Consider the following 23,605-nt stretch of genomic DNA (forward strand, 5'->3'; position numbering starts at 1 on the left):
GGCTAAAGATCACTTGATCTTTTACTTTTGCGTGCCTAATCTGAGGCGCACTGCTCACTGTTCCGCCTCGCCGCGGCGCGTATCGTTCATGGACCGTTTCAAGCAGATCGAGACCTTCGCCACTGTCGCGGCCAAAGGGAGCCTGTCCGCGGCGGCGCTCGCCGAGGGCGTCGCGCCCGCGATCATCGGCCGGCGCATCGACGCACTGGAGGAGCGCCTCGGCGTCAAGCTGCTCGTGCGCACGACGCGCAAGATCACGCTGACCTTCGAAGGCTCGGCCTTTCTCGAAGACTGCCAGCGCATTCTTCACGACATGCAGAACGCCGAGGCGAGCGTGTCGGCGGGCGGCGTGAAGGCGAGCGGCCATCTCCGGCTGTCGGCGCCGGCCGGCTTCGGGCGCCGGCACGTGGCGCCACTGGTGCCCGCGTTCACGGTCGCGCATCCGGACGTGTCGATCACGCTCGATCTGTCCGACCGCCTCGTCGACCTCGTCAACGAAGGCTTCGATTGCGCGGTGCGGCTCGGCGAGTTGCCCGATTCGTCGCTGGTGTCGCTGAAGCTCGCGGAGAACCGGCGCGTATGCGTCGCGTCGCCCGCGTATCTGAGCCGGCGCGGCGCGCCGCGCAGCCTGGCCGATCTCGCGCGCCACAACTGCCTCGCGCTCGGCGCCAGCGCGAACCAGCAGCGCGGCTGGATGTTTCAGCACGACGGCAAGGTCGTGTCGATCAAGGTGTCCGGCACGATGGAGTGCTCGGACGGCGCGGTGCTGCACGAATGGTGTCTCGCCGGACACGGGCTCGCGTGGCGCTCGTGGTGGGAGGTCGGCGCGGAGATCGCGGCGGGCCGCCTCGTCAGCGTGCTCGACGAATTCGCCGCGCCGCCGATCGGCATCCACGCGGTGTTCCCGCAGCGCCGTCATCTGCCGCTGAGGGTGCGGCTGTTTCTGGACTTTCTCAAGCATACGTACGGCGAACCCGGTTACTGGGACTGATGCGCCAATCTCCAGACAGACGCGAATACCCGCATTCATACGCATTACAATCGTTTCGAGCAGCCTGCACCCTGGGCTTTGTTGGACGCTGACGCCGTGCTGCGGGCAGCCGGCGACGGAGGGGATCATGTTCAGGCACATCCTGGTTCCGACCGATGGTTCAGATCTGTCACGCAAGGCGATAGCGGGCGCGATCGACCTCGCGCAGGCCGTGGGCGCCCGCGTTACCGCATACGCCTGTCTGCCGCAATATCCGTACTCGCCGTTCTCCGATGTCGTGGTCGAACCGCCCGGCGAGTTCCTGCAACGCAGCGAGCGCGAGGCGCGCGTGCATCTGCGCGAAGTCGAGCATGCGGCGCACCGCGTCGGCGTCAGTGTCGAGAGCCGCACGAGCGTGCATCCGGCGCCGTATCTCGGCATCATCGAAGCGGCCGAGCAGGGGCGCTGCGACGTGATCTTCATGGCATCGCATGGGCGGCGCGGGCTCGGCAGCCTGCTGATCGGCAGTGAAACGCAGCGCGTGCTCACGCATACGAAAATTCCTGTGATCGTCTATCGCTGAATCGCTTGGCACTGCCGGCAGCGTGCCGGCATGCACCGCCTTCGAAAAAAAGCGCGCCGGCGGCGCTGCCGGCGCGTTCAGGTTCGCCGCACGCTTGCCGCGTGCTGGCTTCTTTGAGACTCTCCGGCCGTCGGCGTTCGCGCTGACGCTCCTGCCAATCCAGCACGGCACGGCCCTCCCTGCGTCGGCGGCACTCTGGTGGTGCCGCTCGACGTTTGCCGATCGTTCCTGCGCTCAGGCCACGGGACTGCATAACCCGACTGGCTGATCTCAGGCGACCTTCTTGTCGAAGAACTGCTCGTTTTCCGTCGAACCGTGCAGCGCGGTCGTCGATGCTTCGCGCTCGACCGTCTGCGTGACCGCGTCGAAGTAGCCGGTGCCGACTTCGCGCTGATGCTTGACCGCGGTGAAGCCCTTTTCGGCCGCCGCGAACTCCGCCTGCTGCATTTCGACGAACGCGGTCATCTGGTTGCGCGCATAGCCGTACGCCAGGTTGAACATCGAGTAGTTCAGCGCGTGGAAGCCGGCCAGCGTGATGAACTGGAACTTGTAGCCCATCGCGCCGAGTTCGCGCTGGAACTTCGCGATCGTCGCGTCGTCGAGGTTCTTCTTCCAGTTGAACGACGGCGAGCAGTTGTACGACAGCAGTTGGTCCGGGTACTCCTTGTGGATCGCGTCGGCGAATTTCCTGGCGAATTCGAGGTCCGGCTTGCCGGTTTCGCACCAGATCATGTCTGCGTACGACGCATAGGCGAGGCCGCGCGAGATTGCCTGCTCGAGACCGGGCTTCGTGCGATAGAAGCCTTCGACGGTACGCTCGCCGGTCAGGAACGGGCGATCGTTCTCGTCGATGTCCGAGGTCACGAGGTCGGCGGCTTCCGCGTCGGTGCGGGCGAGCAGCACGGTCGGCACGCCCGACACATCGGCGGCCAGACGCGCGGCTGTCAGCTTCGCGACGGCTTCGCGGGTCGGCACGAGCACCTTGCCACCCATGTGACCGCACTTCTTGACCGATGCGAGCTGGTCTTCGAAGTGCACGCCGGAGGCGCCCGCTTCGATCATCGCCTTCATCAGTTCGAATGCGTTCAGCACGCCGCCGAAACCGGCTTCCGCGTCGGCCACGATCGGCGCGAAGTAATCGACGTAGCCTTCATCGCCCGGGTTCTTGCCTTCCGACCACTGGATCTGGTCGGCGCGCGTCAGCGTGTTGTTGATGCGCTTGACGACGAGGGGCACCGAGTTGGCCGGATACAGCGACTGGTCCGGATACATTTCACCGGCGACGTTGGCATCGCCCGCGACCTGCCAGCCCGACAGATAGATTGCCTTCAGACCAGCCTTCACCTGCTGCATCGCCTGGTTGCCGGTCAGCGCGCCGAGCGAGTTGACGAACGGCTCGTTGTTGACGGCGGCCCACAGCTTTTCCGCGCCGCGCTTCGCGAGCGTGTGCTCAGGTTGCACCGAGCCGCGCAGACGCACCACGTCTTCGGCCGAGTAGGTGCGCTTGACACCTTTCCAACGCGGGTCCGTTTCCCATTGCTGCTTGAGTTGCTGCACTTGCTGTTCGCGGGTCATGGTCATGATGTGCTCCTTCGATGCCAGTTATGGAGGATGGGTGACTCTGTCTTCTCGAAGCGTGGGGCCCGGAGAGGCGTTCTGTTTCGTGAAGTCTTATATAAGAGTCTAGGCAAATCGAAGGACGCGCAATAGACGCCGCAAAGCGTTTTTCCAATATTTATTTTTATATAAAATCAATGACTTGATGCCTGCTTTTCGCGATAAGAAACGATATTTTCCCTGTTGCAATAGTCCTTCTTGTGCTTTGCAGCATGATTTTTTACGACGCAAAAAAATTTTTTACATCGTGAAATTTGGGGCGGCCAGTCGATAGACGAAAAAAAACCGGCGCCCGAGCGCCGGTTTTCTTCTGTGTCACGGACGGCGCGAAGCCATCCGGTCGGTCGGTGGGTCGCTATTAGCTGCCGCGACGTGCCGAGCGGGGACCGTCGTTGCGGCGCGCGCCGTAGCCGTCACGCGAGCCACCGCCGAAGCCTTCGCGCGAACCGCCGTGGCTTTCGCGCGAGCCGAAGCCTTCGCGCGAACCGCCGGCCGACTTGTTGCCCCAGCCGCCGCCGTTGCTGTTGCTGTTGCCAGTGCCGTTACCGTTGCGCGAGCCGCCGTAGCCGCCCGGCTTGCCCGAGCCGCTGCCGAAGCGACGGCCATTACCACCGCCAGGACGGCCGCGGCCGCCGAAGCCAGGACGGCCATTGCCCGAGGGCGCCGCCTTGCGCGGCTCGAAGCCTTCGACGACGTTGACCGGCAGCGGCGTGCGCACGAAGCGCTCGATGCGTTTCAACGCGCCCTGTTCGGCGTGATGCACGAGGCTCACGGCGATACCCGAGCGGCCCGCACGGCCGGTACGGCCGATACGGTGCACGTAGTCTTCGGCGAACTTCGGCAGGTCGTAGTTGAACACGTGCGTGATGCCCGGGATGTCGATACCGCGAGCGGCGACGTCGGTCGCAACCAGCACGCGCACGCGGCGCTCGCGCAGTGCGCGGATCGTGCGGTTACGCGCGCCTTGCGGCAGGTCGCCGTGCAGCGCGGCCGATTCGAAGCCGGCGTCGGCCAGACGGCCCGCCAGCTGGTCGGCGTCCATCTTGGTGGCCGTGAAGACGATGGCCTGGTCGAGGCCGTCGTCACGCAGCAGATGGTCGAGCAGACGGTCCTTGTGATCGCGGTCGTCGACGTAGTGGACGGTTTGCGCGATGTTGGTGCGCTGTTCCAAGCGCTGGACGATCTCGATCCGCTCCGGGTCCTTCAACAGACGGCCGGTCAGCGAACCGATCTTGCCGTCGAGCGTGGCCGAGAACAGCATCGTCTGGCGCGTAGCCGGCGTAGCGGCGACGATCGTTTCGATGTCTTCGATGAAGCCCATGTCGAGCATGCGGTCGGCTTCGTCGAGCACGAGGATCTGCAGTTGCGACAGATCGATGCGGCCGCGCTCGAGGTGGTCGATCAGACGGCCCGGCGTTGCGACGAGGATTTCGGGGTTCTTCGCGAGCAGCATCAGTTGCTGGCCATAAGCGACGCCGCCGAGAATGCTGAGGGTGCGCAGGCGCTTCAGGTGCTTGCCGTACGTCGCGGCGGCGGTCGTGACCTGCATCGCCAGTTCGCGGGTCGGGGTCAGCACCAGCATGGTCGGACGCGCGACCGGCTGCGGACGGCGGCCGCGGCCACCGTCGGCCGGGCGCGGTTCGCGCGGCTGGCTCGCCTGCGTCTTTTGCAGCTGCGAGAAACGCTCGATGGCGGGCAGCATGAACGCGGCGGTCTTGCCCGAGCCGGTCGGGCTCGAAACCAGCAGATCGCGGCCGGCGATCGCTGCCGGCACCGCGCGTTGCTGCACCGGCGTCGGATGCTCGTAGCCGGCGGCGGTCAGCGCGGAGACGACGTCCGCGGACAGGCCGAGCGACGCGAAGGTCGGCTTGGCGTCAGCCTGCGCGGCGGCTTCGGGAGCGGCGGGCGAAAGACCGAGTGCTTCGTCGGCGATGGCGTTCAACGGGCTGCTGGGCGTGTTGCTCAAAGTCATGTGAATCCTTGAAAACGATCCTGGGTGGTTCATCGGATGAAAACGTCAACGCCAATCGGCATACCCAAGTCGTCGGATTCAGCGAGCAAAACAGCAGCGAGCAAATCGAAAAACGGGGGCAACTCGCGACAATGAAGGCGAGTTTTTCGTTAGAAGCTGTATCGGATGCGACGTGCCAACATGGCGAGTCGCCAGCCTGGGACTTGAGCCCGGAGTGGGCTAGGCAGAAGGGGACAGGTTCTAAACTGGATTGGAGCAAACGCTATGGACGCTGCGCCGCGAGGACCGCTGGAAAAAACGGGCAAAGCAGTGAAGCGCAGGCGGCATTGTAGCGACATTTGCTGCACTGCGCCACCATTCAGGCAATTCCGACAGAAGAAAGTGTCGGAATGAAGTAGGCGAGTGAGGGCGGCGGGCCGGAGCTTCGTGTCCGAAACCGCCGCGAGGCGGTCGCAGCATTGCCAGGCGGCCATTTCGGCAGATGCTTGGCGCGCCGGAAACTCAGGCCGCGGTGCCGCTCTTCAGCGATTCGACGAGTTCGACGTATTGCTGCTTCGCGGCGTCCTGCGCGGTGCCCTTGAGCGCCGCCCACGCATCGTACTTGTATTTGCCGACGATGTCGGTGAAGCCCGGCTTGTCGCCGTGCACGTCGCCTTCGCTCGCCTGCTTGAAGAGCGCATAGAGACGCAGCAGCGTCAGGTTGCCCGGACGCTCGGGCAGTTGCTTGACGTCTTGCTGGGCTTGCTCGAACTGGGAATTGATGTCGGTCATGGTCGTTTGGCCCGCGTGGCGGGATAGATGAGATCGGCCGAAAATCATAGCAATTGCCCGCCGCCCCGGGACCGAGGGCTTATTCCAAACGATGACGGCCGCGAAGCCGGGCAGCGCGGCCGCGCAAACCACCATTCACGCGCACCGCGCCGATTACAATACGGTCCATGACTCAAACAGTGCTCCTTGCCCTCGATACATCGACCGAGTTCTGCTCGGCGGCGCTCGTGTCCGCGTCCGTCGATGCCGCCGGTCAGCCCAGCGCCGAACCGCGCGTCTGGGTTCGTCACGAACAAACCGGCGCGGTGTCCAGTACCCGCCTGCTGCCGGCGATCCGCGAACTGTTCGACGAAGCCGGCCTCACGCTGGCGGATTGCGACGCGATCGCGTTCGGCTCGGGTCCGGGTTCGTTCACCGGACTGCGTACGGCGACCGGCGTCGCCCAAGGCCTCGCGTTCGGCCTGAACCTGCCGGTCGTACCGATCGGCACGCTGCTCGCGTGCGCGGAGAGCGCGCGCCTGCGCGATCCGTCGACGACGCGCGTGCTCGCCGCGCTCGACGCGCGCATGGACGAAATCTACTGGGCCGACTACGCTTGGGACGACACGCAACACGAATGGCGCACCGTGCAGGCGGCGACGCTCGATGCACCCGAGCGGCTCGTGCTGCCCGACGTGCCGTTCACACTCGCCGGCAACGCGGCCGCCGCGTTCGGCGAGCGCTTGCCGGCGGTCGCGGCCGCGCGGAGCGTCGATGGCCAAGCGTTGCCGCATGCGTTGCCGCTCGCGCACGCGGCGCTGCGCGCGTTTCATGCGGGCCGCACGGTGCGCGCCGATCAGGCCGCACCCGAGTACGTGCGCGACAAGGTCGCGCAGACGACCGCAGAGCGCATGGCCGACAAAGCGGCGAAATCGGCCAAAGCGGCTCATAGCGCCGAGCAGTCCGCGCAGCACGCGCCCGATGGCGGCTCCGGCCAACCGTCCCACGACGAGGCGCGCCCATGAGCGGCGTGCTGCTCACAGACCGCTACATGTCGCCGATGACCGAAAGCGACCTGGACGAAGTCGCCGCGATCGAGAAACTTGCGTATGAGTTTCCGTGGAGCCGCGGCAACTTCGGCGACTCGCTGCGCAATGGCTATTTCGGCGTCTGTCTGCGTCACGTGACGGGGACGTTGATCGGCTACTGCGTGCTGATGCCAGTCGTCGATGAAATGCATCTGCTGAATCTGTGCGTCACGCCGCAAGCACAAGGCGCCGGCGCAGGCCTCGCGCTGCTGCGCGAGGCGGTGCGCATCACGCACGCGGAGAGGCTCGAGGGGCTGCTGCTCGAAGTGCGGCCGTCGAATCATCGGGCGATCCGGTTGTACGAGCGCTTCGGCTTCGCGTCGATCGGCCGGCGCAAAAATTATTATCCGGCGCGGCATCGCGGCCGGGAGGACGCGATCGTGATGCGTCTGTCGTTAGCCACGGAGGGCGCAGATGGCGCTGCATGAATCGGTGCTCGAAGAATTCGGACTCGCGCCGTTGTGGGTGCGTCGCGGACTCGCGGCGCGAGAGGAGGCCGGGCAGAGTGATGCGCTGCAGTCGCCGCGGGAACACGCGGCAGACTTGCGTCGCGCGGAGCCTGCGACGCAGACCTCGCGCGAACCGCTGCGCGCGTCCGCCGAGGTGCAGCCGCCGCAAGTGCAGCGCGAATCCACGCCGCGCTTCGACGAAACTGCAGCGCGGCGCGAAACATCAGAACCCCAAACTGACTTTTCAGCCCCGCCGACTTTCGACGCCCCTTCCGAGGACGACTTCGCGTGGTTCGACGATCCGACCGCATCGGCCGCCGCGCCCGCCGAAGCGCGCCGCGACGCGCCCGCGCTGCCGTCTATCCACACACTCGACTGGGACGCGCTCGCCGAGCGCGTCGCCGGATGCGAGGCGTGCCGGCTGTGCGAGAAGCGCACGAACACGGTGTTCGGCGTCGGCGATCGCGAGGCCGACTGGATGCTGATCGGCGAAGCGCCCGGCGAGAACGAGGACCGTCAAGGCGAACCGTTCGTTGGCCAGGCCGGCAAGCTGCTCGACAACATGCTGCACTCGCTCGCGCTCGCGCGCGGCACCGACGTGTATATCGCGAACGTGATCAAGTGCCGGCCGCCTGGCAATCGCAATCCGCAGCCGGACGAAGTCGCGCGTTGTGAACCTTATCTACAGCGTCAGGTGTCGCTCGTGAAGCCGAAGCTGATCGTCGCGCTCGGCCGTTTCGCCACGCAAAGTCTGCTCAAGACCGACTCGAGCATTTCGTCGTTGCGCGGCCGCGTGCACACGTACGAGGGCGTGCCGGTGATCGTCACCTATCACCCGGCCTATCTGCTGCGTAGCCTGCCCGACAAGGCCAAGGCCTGGGCGGATCTGTGCCTCGCGCGTGCCACGTGGCTCGCGAACGGCGGCGTGCCGTCGAACGAATCAAAGTGACGATGCCCGAGGGACCGGCGGCGCGCATGCCCGCCGCGTCTGTCAGCCGCGCGGCGCTTCTCGATACCTTGCTGGGTTTGCGTGGCGATGCTTCAGTCGATGCGCTGCGCGATCCCGCTGTCCGCGATCTCGCGTGGCTGCTGCTCAGTCCCGATCTGTTGCGCCCTCAGCTTCCCACAGGCGCGCTCGCCGATCCTTTCGGCACACCGCAGGAATTGCAGGCCACGCTCGACTGGCTGCGCGCGCTCGACGCCGCGCCGGCACTTCTGCGTCAGGATCTCGCGGCCACGCGTATCACGCGCCTTGGCCGCTACGCCGAACGCCTGCTGGGCTTTTTTCTTCGTCATGGACCGGCGACGCAACTGATCGCAGCGGGTGTGCCGCTACGACATGCGGGCCTCACGCTCGGTGAATGCGATTTCCTCGTGCGCACGCGCCAGGGCGCGCGACTGCATTGGGAACTCGCGGTGAAGTGCTATCTGCATGCGGGCGATGCGAATGGGGCAGAGGCGGCGCGTCTCGCCGATTACGTCGGCCCCAATCTGAAAGACCGCCTCGATCTGAAGCTCGCGCATTTGCTCGACCATCAGTTGCCGCTCAGCGCGCGCGAGGAATTTGCCTCGACGGGCTATGCGGGCGCGTGGACGCCGCAGATGTTCGTCAAAGGCTGGCTGTTTTACCGGCGTGGCGAGATGCCGACCGATCCTGCCGAACTCGATCCCGCGCACGGTCGCGGCTGGTGGGTCACGCATCGCGACTGGCCGGCTTTCGCGTGCGCGCATGCGCACAGGTGGCGGGTGTTGGCGCGGCTCGAATGGCTCGCGCCGCAATATCGAACGCAAGCCGGTGCGGACGACACGTGGTACGTCGACGCAAACACGCTCGCCGCGCAGATCTCACCGCAACATGGCCCGACGATGGTCGCCGGATTCATCGAAGACAACACGGGGCGTGTACTTGAACGCTCGCGCGGTTTTATCGTGCCCGACGACTGGCCCGAGCACGCGCGGCGTTACGCGAAGCAATGACGTCGCTCACCACCACCGATGAAAGTGATGCACCGGCCCCACGCCGTGGCCGACGTCGAGCCGCTCGCTCGCCTGCAACGCACCCGTCAGATAAACCTTCGCATCGGCGACCGCGCTAGCGAGATCGTCGCGCTGCGCAATCAAGGCCGCGATCGCCGACGACAACGTGCAGCCCGTGCCGTGCGTGTTCTTCACCGGCACGCGCGGACCGCCGAGACGCAGCGTGCCGCTTTCCTGCACGAGCCAGTCGGGGCTATCGGTCGCGCTCAGATGGCCGCCCTTCATCAGCACCGCGCGCGCGCCGAGCGCGCGCAACGCTTCGCCTTGCTCGACCATGCCGGCTTCGTCGGCGGCGGGTTGCATGCCCAGCAATGCGGCCGCTTCCGGCAGATTCGGCGTCAGCAGATCGGCGAGCGGCAGCAGTTCGTCGCGTACCACCGCGACCGCATCGGGTAGTAATAGCGCGTGATTGCTCTTCGAGATCATCACCGTGTCGAGCACGATGTGTTTGGGCTGATGACGGCGCAGCGCGTCGGCGACCGCACGCGCGATCGGCGCATTCGCGAGCATGCCGATCTTCACCGCGTCGATGCGGATGTCGTCGAACACCGCGTCGAGCTGCGCGGTGACGAAGCCCGGGTCCGGCGCGTGAATCGCGGTCACGCCGCGCGTGTTCTGCGCGGTCAGCGCGGTGATCACGCTCGCGCCATAGGCGCCGAGCGCGGAGAAGGTCTTCAGATCGGCCTGGATGCCGGCGCCGCCGCCGGAGTCGGAACCGGCGATCGTCAGCACATTGGGAATCGATTGAGTCATGGTCGAGCGAGGAAGAAGGGGGGCGCGCTCGTGTGTGCCGCGGCCGGCCCGGCGCAGCCGATCAGTGCTTGGCTTCGCCGATCAGCGCGACCGAATCGAAGGCGCGCTGGTTCGCCTGATGGCGTCGCATCACGAGCCACATCATCAGGCAGACGAAGGTGCCGAACAGAACGATCACGATGGTGACCGGCACGTCGAGCCACACGAGCACCGCGTACAGGCACAGCATCACGAGCACGGACAGATTCTCGTTGAAGTTCTGCACGGCGATCGAATGGCCCGCCGACAGCAGCACGTGCCCGCGATGCTGCAGCAGCGCATTCATCGGCACGACGAAAAAGCCCGACAGGCCGCCCACGAACATCAGGAAGATATACGCGAAAATCAGATAGCCCGACACGTGCATGCGGCCAAAATACACGCCCCAATGCGGGGGAAACAGATCGCGCGTGTAGAACGCCATCAGCATCACGGAGATACCCATCATGATGCCGACCGGCAAGACCGACAGCGACTTCTTCAACGGCACACGCGAAGCCGCGAAAATCGCGCCGAACGCGACGCCAACCGCGACCACCGCCTGCAGGATCGCCGCCTCGGACAGCGACATGCCCAGCGACACTTCGGCCCACTTCAGCACGATGAATTGCAGCGTCGCGCCCGCACCCCAGAACAGCGTCGTCACGGCGAGCGAAATCTGTCCGAGCTTGTCACGCCACAGCACGAGAAAGCAGTCGGCGAAATCGGTGATCAGGCGGATCGGCCCGTGCTCCTGTCGCGGATAGCGCGCGCCGGTGTCGGGAATGCGCAGATTGAACAGCGCGGCGATCACGTAAATGGCCATGATCACGAGCATCGCGGCTTCCGCGGGCGTGTTCACGGTGGGGACGTGCCATTTGAGAATCGGCGCGGCGATATGCGGGCTGATCAGCGCGCCGCCGAGCACCGTGCCGAGAATGATCGAGCCGACCGTGGTGCCTTCGATCCAGCCGTTCGCGGCAACGAGCCGGTCAGGCGGCAACAGTTCGGTGAGAATGCCGTATTTGGCGGGCGAGTAGGCCGCCGCGCCGAAGCCGACGATGCCGTACGCAATCAGCGGATGCGCGCCGACCAGCATCGTTATGCAGCCAACCACCTTGATCGTATTGGTGATGAACATCACGCGTCCTTTCGGACGGGAGTCGGCGAATGCGCCCACGAAGGCGGCAAGAACGACGTACGACAGCACAAAAAACAGCTTGAGCAGCGGCGTCATCCAGTTCGGAGCGTGAAGATCTTTCAGCAGAGCGATAGCAGCGATCAGAAGCGCATTGTCGGCCAGCGACGAAAAAAACTGCGCGGCCATGATGGTGTAAAAACCTTTTTTCATCTGATGCGATGCTGTCCTCGCTGCGGTCTGTCCGCCCCGGCCGTTTGTCATGTGTCCGGGCTTATGCCGATCGAAATGGGTTGTGCGCACGGCTTTATATCATGAAAATAGCTGAATTCGGACTAGCAGAATTCTTGATCGCACCGCCCAGCGGGCCGCCGAGCGCTGAAAACGCCCTGTAAGCCGCTGATTCGCAAGTGTCTTTACGAAAAAATCCCATGCCGCGCCCCCTTTCCGCCACGATTCATACCGCTGCTCTCGCCAATAACCTCGCTGTCGCGCGGCGCTATGCGCCGAAATCGAAAATCTGGGCCGTCGTCAAGGCTAATGCCTACGGGCATGGCCTCGCGCGCGTGTTCCCCGGTTTGCGCGCTACGGACGGCTTTGGGCTGCTGGACCTCGAAGAAGCGGTGAAGTTGCGTGAATTGGGCTGGGCGGGTCCAATTCTTCTGCTGGAAGGCTTTTTTCGGCCGACCGATATCGACGTAATCGACCGCTACAGTTTGACCACGGCGCTGCATTCGGACGAGCAGCTGCGCATGCTCGAAATGGCGCGTCTGTCGAAACCGGTCAATATTCAGTTGAAGATGAACACCGGCATGAACCGGCTCGGCTACACGGTCGAAAAATTCCGTGCCGCGTGGGAACGTGCGCGCGCCTGTCAGGGCGTCGGCCAGATCACGTTGATGACGCATTTTTCCGATGCCGATGCCGAGCGCGGCATCGCGCATCAGATGGAGGCGTTCGAGCGCGGCGCGCAGGGCATCGCCGGTGCGCGCAGTCTGTCGAATTCGGCCGCGACGCTGTGGCATCCGGAAGCGCATTTCGACTGGGTGCGTCCGGGCATCATCCTGTACGGCGCGTCGCCGTCCGGCGTGACGGCCGCGATCGACGGCACGGGCCTGCAGCACGCGATGACGCTCGCGTCGGAACTGATCGCCGTGCAGACGCTCGGCGAAGGCAGCTCGGTCGGCTATGGGTCGAGGTTCACTGCGCGCGGACCGATGCGTATCGGCGTGGTCGCGTGCGGTTACGCGGACGGCTATCCGCGCGTCGCGCCGGAAGGCACGCCGGTGATCGTCGATGGCGTGCGCACACGGGTCGTTGGACGTGTGTCGATGGACATGCTGACCGTCGACCTGACCCCGGTGCCGACCGCCAACGTCGGCTCGCGCGTGGAATTGTGGGGCACCGCGCTGCCCATCGACGACGTCGCGCAGGCCTGCGGCACGATCGGCTACGAGCTGATGTGCGCGGTCGCGCCGCGTGTGCCGGTTCGGGCGGAGTAACGCGTGGCGAAAGCGAAGACGTTGTACATCTGCGGGGAATGCGGCGGACAGTCGCCGAAGTGGTCCGGTCAATGCCCGTCCTGCCAGACGTGGAACACGCTCGTCGAATCGGTCGCGGAGGCGCCGTCCGGTCACCGTTTCCAGTCGCTCGCGAAGAGCACGCCGGTACGGCGCCTCGCCGACATCGACGCGTCGGACGTGCCGCGCTTTTCCACCGGCGTCAGCGAATTCGACCGCGTGCTCGGCGGCGGCCTCGTGCCGGGCGGCGTGGTGTTGATCGGCGGCGATCCGGGCATCGGTAAATCGACGCTGTTGTTGCAATCGCTCGCGGAAATCGCGGCGGACAAACGCGCGCTCTATATCAGCGGCGAAGAATCTGGCGCGCAGATCGCGTTGCGCGCGCAACGGCTGGCGTTGCTCGAACCCGGCTCGAAGGCGAGCGAGCTGCAATTGCTCGCGGAAATCCAGCTCGAAAAAATTCAGGCGACGATCACGGAGCAACGGCCTGAAGTCGCCGTGATCGATTCGATCCAGACCGTCTATTCGGATGCTTTGACATCGGCGCCGGGCTCGGTCGCGCAGGTGCGCGAGTGCGCAGCGCAACTCACGCGCATCGCCAAGCAGTCGGGCACGACGATCATCATGGTCGGGCACGTGACGAAAGAGGGCGCGCTCGCAGGTCCGCGCGTGCTCGAACATATCGTCGATACGGTGCTGTATTTCGAGGGGGATACGCACTCGTCGTACCGTCTCGTGCGCGCGATCAAGAACCGTTTCGGCGCGGTCAACGAACTCGGCGTGTTCGCGATGACCGAGCGTGGTTTGCGCGGCGTCGCGAATCCGTCGGCATTGTTTTTATCGCAGCACGAGCAGTCGGTGCCGGGCTCATGTGTGCTCGTCACGCAGGAAGGCACGCGGCCGTTGCTCGTCGAAGTGCAGGCGCTCGTCGATGCGGCCAACGCGCCAAATCCGCGACGCCTTGCGGTCGGCCTCGAACAGAACCGGCTCGCGATGCTGCTCGCGGTGCTGCATCGGCACGCGGGCATCGCCTGTTTCGATCAGGACGTGTTCCTGAACGCGGTGGGCGGGGTGAAGATCTCCGAGCCCGCCGCCGACCTCGCGGTATTGCTCGCGATCCATTCGTCGATGCGCAACAAGCCGCTGCCGAAGGGGCTCGTCGTATTCGGCGAAGTGGGCCTCGCCGGCGAAATCCGGCCGTCGCCGCGCGGTCAGGAGCGCCTGAAGGAAGCAGCCAAGCTCGGCTTCTCGGTGGCGGTGATTCCGAAGGCCAATGCGCCGAAACAGCCAATCGAAGGCTTACAGGTCGTTGCGGTCGAACGGATCGAACAGGCCATCGACCGCGTCCGCACGCTCGAATAGACGGGGGCCGGGACGGCTCGCCAGTACTTTGTACGCTTGCGGTACCGTAATGCCCGGTAAATATCTTCATATTGGCTGTAACCTGGTCGCCATACCTTTTTTCTAAGCTGTAAGGATATGCATCCCGTCTGATGCTCGAAAAAGGATCGCGCCTTGAAACAGTCTCGTGAAACCGCTGCCCACCATAACATCCAGGTGCGCGGCTGCCGGGTCTCCGCCCCGATTCATCAGCCGTGGGGCGGCGCTTGCCGGATCGTCGAGTGGATCGACACCGCGGGCCAGATCTCGCGGCGGGTGGTGGCCGAAGACGTAACGGCCGCCGAAGTGCGTGCCACGATCAGCCGCCATGTGGAAGGCCGCAAGCACCTGCTGTACGACGACGAAAAGTCGCCTCGGCAAACGCTGCCGAGGCAGACGCCGACGCGGCGTTGACGGCGGCGGGTTTTTCGATTGACCGGGCCTTGATCTTCATTGCGCCCGCGTCGCGGCTTCGCCACGCGCATTAGGCCTCGTCGTCGTGTGAGTCGGCGGCGCTCGCGGCCACCGCCGCATACGCGTGCGGATTGAACAGCGGATGCTGCGCCGCTTCAGCGGGCGTCAGCACCGGCGACACGCAGCAATCGAGCGATTCCAGCGATTCCACCCATTCGCCGAGCGTGCGCGTCGCAATCAGATTGGCGACTTCCTGAATGAGTGCCACGGCATCGGGACCGCCGATCGCCTGACCCAGGCTCCAGTGACGCGTCGCCCATTCCGGCCGATCGAGCGCCATGCACAGCGTTTCCCAGAACTTCAATTCGAGCGCGCCGACCGCGAGCCAGCGTTCATCGCTGGTGCGGTAGAGGTTGTAGCAGGGCACGCCGCCGTTCAACAGACCACTGCCCGCGGCGGGCGCCGCACCTTCGTTGACGAGCGACACCTGCGCGACGAAGTTGTGCGCATAGCTCGTGTGCGTCATCGATACATCGACGAAGCGGCCCGCGCCGCCTCGCGCGACATGCCAGAGCGCCGCGAGAATTTGCGTGACCGCGCTCAATGCGCCGCCGAGCAGATCGGCGATCTGGAAGTTCGGCAGGATCGGCGCACCGTCGCGGTTCGCCAGTTGATCGAGCACGCCTGCATAGCCGATGTAATTCAGATCGTGGCCGGCATGGTCCGCGAACGGACCGCTCGCGCCATATCCGCTGATCGCGCAATAGACGAGCCGCGGATTGGCTGCGCTGAGCGTCGCGTAGCCGAGGCCGAGCCGCTCCATCACGCCGGGCCGGAAGCTCTCGATCAGCACGTCGGCTTCAGCCGCGAGTGCGCGCAGCACCTGGCGTCCTGCTTCGGACTTGAGGTCGAGGCGCGTCTCGCGCTTGCCGCGATTGACCATCCGGTAAAACGCGCCGGGTCGGCCCGCGACACGATCGCTCGACGACTGCATCATCGTGCGAGTCGGGTCGCCCGCGCCGGGCGCCTCGATCTTCAGCACATCGGCGCCGAGCTCGGCGAGGCGCAGCGCGGCCACCGGACCCGGCAGCAGACGCGTGAGGTCGAGCACGCGCAGTCCTTGCAACGGCGGCGCATCGGCTGCCGATGCAGCTACGGATTCTGGGGCCGATAACCCGGACGATGAATTCGCAAATGACAAAGCCAAGCTCCCGTGGATGCCGGCGCGGTGCCGCTAGCCGATCTGTTCGAGTTCCTCGTGCGTCTCGAGCCATTCGGCTTCGAGCGTGTCGAGGCGCGCGTTCACGTCTGCCTGACGGCGGATCGCCTCCGTCAGCTTGCTCTTCTGCTCCGGTTCGTAACTCGCGGGATCGGCGACGAATGTATCGAGCGTCGCTTTCTCCGCGTTGAGTGCGTCCATTTCCCTTTCGATCTTCGCGATGCGGCTTTGCAGCGGCTTCTTCAGATGCGCGAGCTTCTGCCGCGTTTCCGCTTCGAGGCGGCGCTGTTCCTTGCGATTGACGTTGCTGTCGCCACTTGCCGCGCCGTTGGACGCTGCGTCCGACGCACCGGAAGCATTGGCCTTCAGCGCGGCGCGCTGCTCGGCCGCATGCTGCAGCAGCCAGTCGCGGTAGTCGTCGAGATCGCCGTCGAATTCCTGCAGACGATGCTTCGCGACCAGCATGAACTGATCGGTCGTCGCGCGCAGCAGATGCCGGTCGTGCGAGACCAGGATCAGCGTGCCTTCGAATTGCGCGAGCGCCATCGTCAGCGCGTGGCGCGTTTCGAGGTCGAGGTGGTTGGTCGGCTCGTCGAGCAGCAGCAGGTTCGGCTTTTGCCAGATGATCAGCGCGAGCGCGAGGCGTGCCTTCTCGCCGCCCGAGAACGGCGCGATCTTCGCGGTCGCCATGTCGCCGGAAAAGTTGAAGCTGCCGAGGAAGTCGCGCAGCTCCTGCTCGCGCGTATCGGGCGCGAGACGCGCGAGGTGCTGCAACGGGGTGTCGTCCGGACGCAGCGTTTCGAGCTGATGCTGCGCGAAGTAGCCGATGCGCAGACCCTTGCCTTCGCGTACGTGGCCGCTCAACGGTTCGAGCGTGCCCGCGAGCGTCTTGATCAGCGTCGACTTGCCCTGGCCGTTCGCGCCGAGCAGGCCGATGCGCTGACCATTCTGGATCGACAGCATCACGCGCTCGACGATCGGAATCTCGCTGCCGTCTTCGGCATGGTAGCCGCAGCGCACGTCTTCCATCACCATCATCGGATTCGGCGCGGAGTCGGGAGTGCGGAACTCGAACGTGAACGGCGACCCGACGTGCGCGGGCGCGATCAGCTCCATCTTCTCGAGCGCTTTCACCCGGCTTTGCGCTTGACGCGCCTTGGTGGCCTGCGCCTTGAAGCGGTTGATGTAGCTCTGCAGATGCGCGACCGTGCGCTGCTGCTTTTCGTACGCGCTCTGTTGCAGCGCGATCTGCTGCGCGCGCAGCACTTCGAATTGCGAGTAGTTGCCGCCGTAGCGTTTGATCTGCTGGTTCTCGAGATGCAGCGTGACGTTGCAGACGGAATCGAGAAACTCGCGGTCGTGCGAGATCACGATCAGCGTGCCCGCATAGCGATTCAGCCAATCTTCCAGCCAGACGATCGCGTCGAGGTCGAGGTGGTTGGTCGGTTCGTCGAGCAGCAGCAGATCGGAGCGGCACATCAGCGCCTGCGCCAGATTCAGGCGCATGCGCCAGCCGCCCGAGAAGCTGCTGACCGGCTCGCGGGTCTGGTCGAGCGTGAAGCCGAGGCCGAGCAGCAACGCTTCGGCGCGAGCCGGCGCGGTGTAGCCGTCGGCGTCGGCGAACGCGGCGTGCGCTTCGGCTTCTGCCGCGCCGTCGTGCGCCGCGGAGGCCGAAGCGATGCGCGCTTCGATGTCGCGCAGCGCGGCGTCGCCGTCTAGCGTGTAGGCGAGGGCGGTTTTGTCGACGGCGGGCGTTTCCTGCGCGACGTGCGCGATGCGCCAGGTCGGCGGGATCGAGAAATCGCCGCCGTCCGCATGCAGCTCGCCGAGCAGCACGGCGAACAGCGTCGACTTGCCCGCGCCGTTCGCTCCGACGAGGCCGGCTTTTTCACCGGGGTTCAAGGTGAACGTGGTGTTGTCGAAAAGCGGCTTGGTGCCGCGCGCGAGGCTGAACTGATTGAAGCGGATCACGACGTGGCCGGCTGAAGAAAACCGCTATTTTAGACTGCCCGGCGCGTTGCCGGGCGCGCGGCGCCGATTGCCCGTCTGTCACTTCGCGCGCAGCGCTCATCGGCCATCCGGCCGACTGTATCGGTAGCGCTTTTGGCATAGACTGACGGCTTTCACGGGAGGGCACATGACATCGATCTTTTCGTTTTCGGCACGCACGCTCGGCGGCGAGGAAGCGAGTCTCGCGCAGTACGAAGGCAAGGTGATGCTGATCGTCAATACCGCGAGCGAATGCGGGTTCACGCCGCAATACGCGGGCTTGCAGAAACTGTATGACGCGTACGCGGCGCGCGGGCTCGCGGTGCTAGGTTTTCCGTGCAACCAGTTCGGCAAGCAGGAGCCGGGCGACGCCGCGCAGATCGGCAGCTTCTGCGAGAAGAACTACGGCGTGACGTTTCCGATGTTCGACAAGATCGACGTGAACGGCCCGAACGCGCACCCGCTGTTCCGCTATCTGACGATCGAGGCGCCGGGACTGCTCGGTCTCGAGGCGATCAAGTGGAATTTCACGAAGTTTCTGATCGGCCGCGACGGCAACGTCGTCAAGCGCTATGCGCCGCTGACCAAGCCCGAGGCGATCACCGGGGATATCGAAGCGCTGCTGTAAGCGGGCACGCCTACAGGATCGGCGAAAAGAGCCGCGCGACGTGCATCAGCATGCGTCGCAGCGCGTTCGACTTGCGGTACTCGTCGCGGTCGATTTCGCGCGACTCGGCAAAGTCGTCGAGCAGCATCGTCTCGACTTCGAGCGCGAAGCCGCGGTCGACGGTCAGCACCATGATCTCGAAGTTCAGGCGAAACGAGCGGTTGTCGAGATTGGCGCTGCCGATCGCGGCCGCGCTGCTGTCGATCAGCACGACCTTCTGATGCAGGAAGCCCGGCTGATAGCGGAAGATGCGAATGCCCGCGCGCAGCGAGTCGTACGCATAGAGCTTCGACGCCGCGAACACCACCCGGTGATCGCGCCGGCTCGGAATCAGGATGCGCACCTCGACGCCGCGCAGTACCGCGAGCCGCAGCGCGGCGAACACGGCTTCGTCGGGGACGAGGTAGGGCGTCGTGATCCAGATGCGCTCGCGCGCCGCGTTGATTGCTTCGACGAAAAACAGCGAGCAGGTCTCCTGCTTGTCGGCCGGGCCGCTCGGCAGCACGAGGCAGTGCATGTTGTTCGCGGCGCGCTCGTTGGCGCCGTGTTCGCCGGGCTGGTCGAAGGATGGGGTCACGGAATCCGCGGCCGGCGCGTCGAACTTGGGCAACTGCTGCGTGGCCCAGTACCAGTCCTCGATGAAGACGAACTGGATGCTTGCGACCGCCGGACCACGCACTTCGATGTGCGTATCGCGCCACGGCGACAGCGGCGGCTTCGCGCCCAGATATTCGACCCCGACGTTATGACCGCCGACAAACGCGCGCTCGCCGTCGACCGCCACGATCTTGCGGTGATTGCGGAAATTCAGTTGCAGACGGTTGACGAAGAGGCGGTTCGTCGCGAACGGCTGCATCTCGATGCCGGCGGCGCGCAGCGCCGCGACGTAGCGGTGCGGCAGATCGAAGCTGCCGATACTGTCATACAGGAAGTAGACCCGCACGCCCTGTTTGGCTTTGGCGATCAGCGCGTCCTTCAGCATGTCGCCGAGCGCGTCGTCGCGCACGATGAAGAATTGCACGATCACATAGCGGCGCGCGTTCTCGATCGCCTCGAAGATCGCCTCGAAAGTCGCCGTGCCGTTGACCAGCGTGCGCACGGTATTGCCGGGCAGGAACGGCATGCCGCCGAGGCGCGTCAGCGACTGCACGAGCCGCGAGCCGAGCTGCTGCGTCGGCACCCCGGCCGACGACGCCTGCGTGTCCCACTCCAGCGGATGCGCGCGCGTGCGCAGCAGCTCGTTCTCGACGCGGCGCGCGTCCGCGTAGCCGGCGAACTTGCTGCGGCCAAGGAACAGGTAGGGTATGAGCGTCAGATAAGGCATCGCGACCAGCGACACGGCCCACGCGATCGCCCCTTGCGAGGTGCGGGTATGGAGAATCGCGTGAGCGGCCGCGATGATGCCGAGAATGTGGGCAACAGCAACCAGCGTGCCGACGTGAAGCAGGTCGAATGACATAAGCTCGCGAACAGTTGGCGAAGCGCCGTGGTTCAGGAAACGGAGGCGGGCACGGGCTCGCTCCGTGGTCTGCGGCGAACGCGTCGGGCAACGGGCTCAGGCTGCGGTTGCGGGCAAGGCCACGCGCTGTCGCGGCGATTGCTCGTGACCCTGCCTGAGAAACGCGCTTGAAACGACGATCAAACAGTCAGCATGCCGGACTCAGACCGGCAAGTCGCTGGCCTGGATCAGAAACACGTTGTCGTCGCCGGCGCTGGTCGACAGCCACACGAGGTCGAGACCGCCGAACGCCGCCTCGACGTGCTCGCGTTCGTTGCCGATCTCGATGACGAGCACGCCGTCTTCGGTCAGCCAGTTGCGCGCGTCGGCAATGATCCGTCGCACAATGTCCATGCCGTCCGCGCCACCGGCGAGCGCCATCTCCGGCTCGTGCTTGTATTCGGCCGGCAGCTCCTGCATCGACGTGGCGTTCACGTACGGCGGATTGCTGATGATCACATCGTAGCGGCGCTCGGCGAGCGGCGCATACAGATCGCCTTCGAACAGCGCGATGCGCTCGTCGAGGTGGTAGTCCAGCACATTGCGCGTCGCGACTTCGAGCGCGGGCGCGGACAGATCGACCGCGTCGACGTCGGCGTTCGGGAACGCGTGGGCGGCGAGGATCGCGAGGCACCCGGAGCCGGTGCACAGTTCGAGCACCGCGCCGACCTGCTCGGGGTCCTCGACGTACGGCTGCAGGCCGTCCTGCAGCAGCTCGCCGATGAACGAGCGCGGCACGATCACGCGCTCGTCGACGTAAAAGCGATAGCCGTGCATCCACGCTTCCTGCGTGATGTACGCGGCCGGCACGCGTTCGGCGGCGCGTCGCTCGATCACTTTCAGCACCGCCTCGATTTCGGCCGTGGTCAGGCGCGCGTCGAGAAACGGTTCGAGCAGGTCGAGCGGCAAATGCAGCGTGTGCAGGATCAGATAGGCGGCTTCGTCGTAGGCATTGGCCGAGCCGTGGCCGAACGACAGTTTGGCCTCGCTAAAACGCGACACTGCATAACGCAGCAGGTCGCGGACGGTGCAAAAAGGAAGCGTCATCGCAAAGTTCCAGGTTACGCGATCAGTTGTTCGAGCACGCGGCGATACACGTTCTTCAGCGGCTCGATATGGGCGACTTCGATATGTTCGTCGATCTTGTGGATGCTCGCGTTCAGCGGACCGAACTCGATCACCTGCTTGCAGATGCGCGCGATGAAGCGGCCGTCCGACGTGCCGCCGGTGGTCGACAGTTCGGTGTCCACGCTGGTTTCGTCCTTGATCGCCTGCGCGAGCGCGCTCGACAGCTCGCCGCTCGGGGTGAGAAATGGCAGGCCGCTCACGGTCCATTGCAGTTCGTATTCAAGGCCGTGTTTGTCGAGAATCGCATGCACGCGCTTTTGCAGTCCTTCGACGGTGCTCGCGGTCGAGAAGCGGAAGTTGAACATCACGTCCGCGTGGCCGGGGATCACGTTGGTCGCGCCGGCGCCGCTGTGGAGGTTCGACACCTGCCAGGTGGTCGGCGGGAAATATTCGTTGCCTTCGTCCCAGCGCTCGGCGACGAGTTCGGCGAGCGCTGGCGCCAGCAGGTGCACCGGATTCTTCGCCAGATGCGGGTAGGCGATATGGCCCTGCACGCCCTTGACGATCAGCTTGCCCGACATCGAGCCGCGCCGGCCGTTCTTGACCATGTCGCCGAAACGCTCGCTCGAGGTCGGCTCGCCGACGATGCAGTAGTCCATGCGCTCACCGCGCTGCTGCAATGCTTCGACGACCTTGACGGTGCCGTCGGTGGCGGGGCCTTCCTCGTCGCTCGTGATCAGGAACGCGATCGAGCCGCGGTGCTCGGGGTGCGCGGCGACGAACTCCTCGCTCGCGACGACGAAGCCGGCGATCGACGCCTTCATGTCCGCCGCGCCGCGGCCGTACAGCTTGCCGTCGCGGTGGGTCGGCTCGAACGGCGCCGAGCGCCACTGTTCGAGCGGGCCGGTCGGTACCACATCGGTGTGGCCGGCGAACGCGAGCAGCTTGCCTTGCGTGCCGTCGACGCCGCGTTTGACGGCCCACAGGTTGGTCACGCCGTTGGATTCGATCGTCTCGTGCTCGAAGCCGAGCGCGGCGAGGCGCTCGATCAGGAGACGCTGGCAATGCTGATCGTCGGGCGTGACGGACGCGCGCGCGATCAGTTGTTCGGTAAGGGCGAGGGTGCCGGACATGGATTCAGTACAAGCCACTTTGAAATGAAAAAATGCCGGCTCGCGGTGAGGCACCGCAGCCGGCAACCGCCTTTGAACGACGCGGCGCGAGGCCGCGCGTTCGGCTACCTCGTGCTCGAGCCTGGCGCTTCAGCGCCGCGCTCAGACAAACAGCGCCGCGTACTCGTCCGCCGAAAAGCCGAGCGACTTCACCCGCCCGTTCACGACCAGCACCGGCCGCTTGATCACCGACGGCTTGTGGATCATCAGCGCGATCGCGCCCGGCTGCGTTTCCGCGGCCGCCTTCATGTCGTCGGACAGCGCGCGCCACGTCGTGCCGCGGCGGTTCAGCAACGCCTCGAGCTTGACGTCCTTGAGCCAGTCCTGCACGAGCGGCTCGGTCACGCCGGCCTTCTTGAAGTCGTGGAACTCGAACTCGACGCCGTGCTCTTCGAGCCACACACGGGCCTTCTTCACGGTGTCGCAGTTCGGAATGCCGTAGACGACGGTTTTGGTGCCGCGCGCCATCAATCGCCTCGCAGCAACTCGTTCAGGCCGACCTTCGCGCGCGTCTTCGCGTCGACCTTCTTGACGATGACCGCGCAGTACAGGCTGTGCGTGCCGTCCTTCGACGGCAGGTTGCCCGCCACCACGACCGATCCCGCCGGAATGCGGCCGTACGTGACTGCGCCGGTTTCGCGGTCGTAAATCCTGGTGCTCTGGCCGAGGTACACGCCCATCGAGATCACCGAGTTTTCCTCGACGATCACGCCTTCGACGACTTCCGAGCGCGCGCCGATGAAGCAGTTGTCTTCGATGATGACCGGGTTGGCCTGCAGCGGCTCCAGCACGCCGCCGATGCCGACGCCGCCCGACAGGTGCACGTTCTTGCCGATCTGCGCGCACGAGCCGACGGTGGCCCACGTGTCGACCATCGTGCCTTCGTCGACGTACGCGCCGATGTTGGTGTACGACGGCATCAGCACGACGTTCTTCGCGATGAACGAGCCGCGGCGCGCGATCGCGGGCGGCACCACGCGGAAGCCGCCGGCGGCGAAGTCTTCAGCGGTGTAGTTCGCGAACTTCGACGGCACCTTGTCGTAGAACTGGCTGTAGCCGCCGGCCGGCATCGGCGCGTTGTCTTCCAGACGGAACGACAGCAGCACGGCCTTCTTCAGCCACTGGTTGACGACCCAGTCGCCGTCCTTCTTTTCGGCGACGCGCAGCGCGCCCTTATCGAGTTGCTCGATCGCATGGGCGACGGCTTCGCGCACTTCTGCCGGCGCGGCTTTCGGCGACAGTTCGGCGCGGTTGTCCCAGGCGGTATCGATGATGCTCTGAAGTTGTTGCGACATAGGCGTGA

At 65.2% G+C, this 23,605-nt stretch carries 23 protein-coding genes; 11 read left to right on the forward strand and 12 right to left on the reverse strand.

The window, feature by feature from the left end; genetic code table 11:
- Positions 1 to 88: 88 nt before the first annotated feature.
- Together F6X37_RS04420 and F6X37_RS04425 are read left to right on the forward strand one after the other, a co-directional pair.
- Positions 89 to 991 carry a LysR family transcriptional regulator gene (locus F6X37_RS04420; RefSeq protein ID WP_187610456.1) on the forward strand — a complete coding sequence of 301 codons (903 nt, stop codon included), beginning with the start codon at positions 89 to 91 and terminating at the stop codon, positions 989 to 991.
- Positions 992 to 1,118: 127 nt separating this feature from the next.
- Complete coding sequence (locus F6X37_RS04425; RefSeq protein ID WP_090800630.1) at positions 1,119 to 1,553, forward strand: universal stress protein; 435 nt, start codon at positions 1,119 to 1,121, stop codon at positions 1,551 to 1,553.
- Between the two features lie 270 nt (positions 1,554 to 1,823).
- On the opposite strand, the gene aceA is transcribed toward F6X37_RS04425, so the two are convergent.
- Together aceA and F6X37_RS04435 are read right to left on the reverse strand one after the other, a co-directional pair.
- Positions 1,824 to 3,128, reverse strand: coding sequence for an isocitrate lyase (gene aceA, locus F6X37_RS04430; RefSeq protein WP_187610554.1), 1,305 nt, complete (start codon positions 3,126 to 3,128; stop codon positions 1,824 to 1,826).
- 400 nt (positions 3,129 to 3,528) lie between these two features.
- Positions 3,529 to 5,142: a DEAD/DEAH box helicase gene (locus tag F6X37_RS04435; RefSeq protein ID WP_187610457.1), complete on the reverse strand. Its 1,614-nt coding sequence runs from the start codon at positions 5,140 to 5,142 to the stop codon at positions 3,529 to 3,531.
- Between the two features lie 8 nt (positions 5,143 to 5,150).
- On the opposite strand from F6X37_RS04435, the gene F6X37_RS04440 reads away from it, so the two are divergent.
- A complete protein-coding gene (locus F6X37_RS04440) occupies positions 5,151 to 5,474 on the forward strand; it encodes a hypothetical protein (RefSeq protein ID WP_184056947.1) in 324 nt (107 codons plus the stop codon).
- A 169-nt stretch (positions 5,475 to 5,643) separates the two neighbouring features.
- Here the strand turns inward: F6X37_RS04440 and F6X37_RS04445 are convergent, their stop codons facing one another.
- Positions 5,644 to 5,913 carry an acyl-CoA-binding protein gene (locus F6X37_RS04445; protein ID WP_184056944.1) on the reverse strand — a complete coding sequence of 90 codons (270 nt, stop codon included), beginning with the start codon at positions 5,911 to 5,913 and terminating at the stop codon, positions 5,644 to 5,646.
- A 167-nt stretch (positions 5,914 to 6,080) separates the two neighbouring features.
- Here F6X37_RS04445 and tsaB point away from each other — a divergent pair, with 167 nt between their 5' ends.
- From tsaB to F6X37_RS04465, 4 genes are read left to right on the forward strand one after another with little or no spacing between them, the layout of a single operon-like run.
- On the forward strand, positions 6,081 to 6,917 hold the full coding sequence (gene tsaB / locus F6X37_RS04450; protein WP_187610458.1) for a tRNA (adenosine(37)-N6)-threonylcarbamoyltransferase complex dimerization subunit type 1 TsaB: 837 nt from the start codon (positions 6,081 to 6,083) through the stop codon (positions 6,915 to 6,917).
- Entirely contained in the window at positions 6,914 to 7,408 is a 495-nt protein-coding gene (rimI, locus tag F6X37_RS04455; RefSeq protein WP_018417621.1) for a ribosomal protein S18-alanine N-acetyltransferase, read from the forward strand. Before tsaB ends, rimI begins: the two co-directional genes overlap by 4 nt.
- Entirely contained in the window at positions 7,395 to 8,378 is a 984-nt protein-coding gene (locus F6X37_RS04460; protein WP_187610459.1) for a uracil-DNA glycosylase family protein, read from the forward strand. Before rimI ends, F6X37_RS04460 begins: the two co-directional genes overlap by 14 nt.
- Positions 8,379 to 8,380: 2 nt before the next feature.
- Positions 8,381 to 9,406: a DUF1853 family protein gene (locus F6X37_RS04465; protein ID WP_262419807.1), complete on the forward strand. Its 1,026-nt coding sequence runs from the start codon at positions 8,381 to 8,383 to the stop codon at positions 9,404 to 9,406.
- A 6-nt stretch (positions 9,407 to 9,412) separates the two neighbouring features.
- Here the strand turns inward: F6X37_RS04465 and thiD are convergent, their stop codons facing one another.
- Together thiD and lplT are read right to left on the reverse strand one after the other, a co-directional pair.
- Positions 9,413 to 10,219: a bifunctional hydroxymethylpyrimidine kinase/phosphomethylpyrimidine kinase gene (gene thiD / locus F6X37_RS04470; protein WP_187610460.1), complete on the reverse strand. Its 807-nt coding sequence runs from the start codon at positions 10,217 to 10,219 to the stop codon at positions 9,413 to 9,415.
- A gap of 61 nt (positions 10,220 to 10,280) precedes the next feature.
- On the reverse strand, positions 10,281 to 11,588 hold the full coding sequence (lplT, locus tag F6X37_RS04475; protein ID WP_187610461.1) for a lysophospholipid transporter LplT: 1,308 nt from the start codon (positions 11,586 to 11,588) through the stop codon (positions 10,281 to 10,283).
- A gap of 218 nt (positions 11,589 to 11,806) precedes the next feature.
- On the opposite strand from lplT, the gene alr reads away from it, so the two are divergent.
- The 3 genes from alr to F6X37_RS04490 all read left to right on the forward strand — a co-directional run bounded on the left by alr (position 11,807) and on the right by F6X37_RS04490 (position 14,689).
- Positions 11,807 to 12,877 (forward strand): alanine racemase, encoded by a 1,071-nt coding sequence (alr, locus tag F6X37_RS04480; RefSeq protein WP_187610462.1) that lies wholly within the window; start codon positions 11,807 to 11,809, stop codon positions 12,875 to 12,877.
- Between the two features lie 3 nt (positions 12,878 to 12,880).
- A complete protein-coding gene (gene radA, locus F6X37_RS04485) occupies positions 12,881 to 14,257 on the forward strand; it encodes a DNA repair protein RadA (protein ID WP_184056927.1) in 1,377 nt (458 codons plus the stop codon).
- Between the two features lie 153 nt (positions 14,258 to 14,410).
- Positions 14,411 to 14,689 (forward strand): DUF2866 domain-containing protein, encoded by a 279-nt coding sequence (locus F6X37_RS04490; protein WP_090800615.1) that lies wholly within the window; start codon positions 14,411 to 14,413, stop codon positions 14,687 to 14,689.
- A gap of 70 nt (positions 14,690 to 14,759) precedes the next feature.
- On the opposite strand, the gene F6X37_RS04495 is transcribed toward F6X37_RS04490, so the two are convergent.
- Positions 14,760 to 15,815: a CaiB/BaiF CoA transferase family protein gene (locus F6X37_RS04495; protein WP_187610463.1), complete on the reverse strand. Its 1,056-nt coding sequence runs from the start codon at positions 15,813 to 15,815 to the stop codon at positions 14,760 to 14,762.
- A 108-nt stretch (positions 15,816 to 15,923) separates the two neighbouring features.
- Positions 15,924 to 17,879 (reverse strand): ATP-binding cassette domain-containing protein, encoded by a 1,956-nt coding sequence (locus F6X37_RS04500; RefSeq protein ID WP_187610464.1) that lies wholly within the window; start codon positions 17,877 to 17,879, stop codon positions 15,924 to 15,926.
- 166 nt (positions 17,880 to 18,045) lie between these two features.
- On the opposite strand from F6X37_RS04500, the gene F6X37_RS04505 reads away from it, so the two are divergent.
- The gene (locus tag F6X37_RS04505; protein ID WP_090800611.1) at positions 18,046 to 18,525 is read left to right on the forward strand and encodes a glutathione peroxidase; all 480 of its coding nucleotides are present in this window, start codon (positions 18,046 to 18,048) and stop codon (positions 18,523 to 18,525) included.
- Positions 18,526 to 18,535: 10 nt separating this feature from the next.
- Here the strand turns inward: F6X37_RS04505 and cls are convergent, their stop codons facing one another.
- The 5 genes from cls to dapD all read right to left on the reverse strand — a co-directional run bounded on the left by cls (position 18,536) and on the right by dapD (position 23,597).
- Positions 18,536 to 20,023 (reverse strand): cardiolipin synthase, encoded by a 1,488-nt coding sequence (gene cls / locus F6X37_RS04510; protein WP_187610465.1) that lies wholly within the window; start codon positions 20,021 to 20,023, stop codon positions 18,536 to 18,538.
- 201 nt (positions 20,024 to 20,224) lie between these two features.
- Positions 20,225 to 21,109 carry a 50S ribosomal protein L3 N(5)-glutamine methyltransferase gene (gene prmB / locus F6X37_RS04515; protein ID WP_090800608.1) on the reverse strand — a complete coding sequence of 295 codons (885 nt, stop codon included), beginning with the start codon at positions 21,107 to 21,109 and terminating at the stop codon, positions 20,225 to 20,227.
- 14 nt (positions 21,110 to 21,123) lie between these two features.
- A complete protein-coding gene (dapE, locus tag F6X37_RS04520) occupies positions 21,124 to 22,263 on the reverse strand; it encodes a succinyl-diaminopimelate desuccinylase (protein WP_187610466.1) in 1,140 nt (379 codons plus the stop codon).
- A 141-nt stretch (positions 22,264 to 22,404) separates the two neighbouring features.
- Positions 22,405 to 22,770 (reverse strand): ArsC family reductase, encoded by a 366-nt coding sequence (locus F6X37_RS04525; RefSeq protein ID WP_090800605.1) that lies wholly within the window; start codon positions 22,768 to 22,770, stop codon positions 22,405 to 22,407.
- On the reverse strand, positions 22,770 to 23,597 hold the full coding sequence (gene dapD, locus F6X37_RS04530; RefSeq protein ID WP_184066209.1) for a 2,3,4,5-tetrahydropyridine-2,6-dicarboxylate N-succinyltransferase: 828 nt from the start codon (positions 23,595 to 23,597) through the stop codon (positions 22,770 to 22,772). Before dapD ends, F6X37_RS04525 begins: the two co-directional genes overlap by 1 nt.
- Positions 23,598 to 23,605 lie beyond the last annotated feature (8 nt).

Source organism: Paraburkholderia sp. 31.1 (assembly GCF_014397645.1).
GTDB lineage: Bacteria > Pseudomonadota > Gammaproteobacteria > Burkholderiales > Burkholderiaceae > Paraburkholderia > Paraburkholderia tuberum.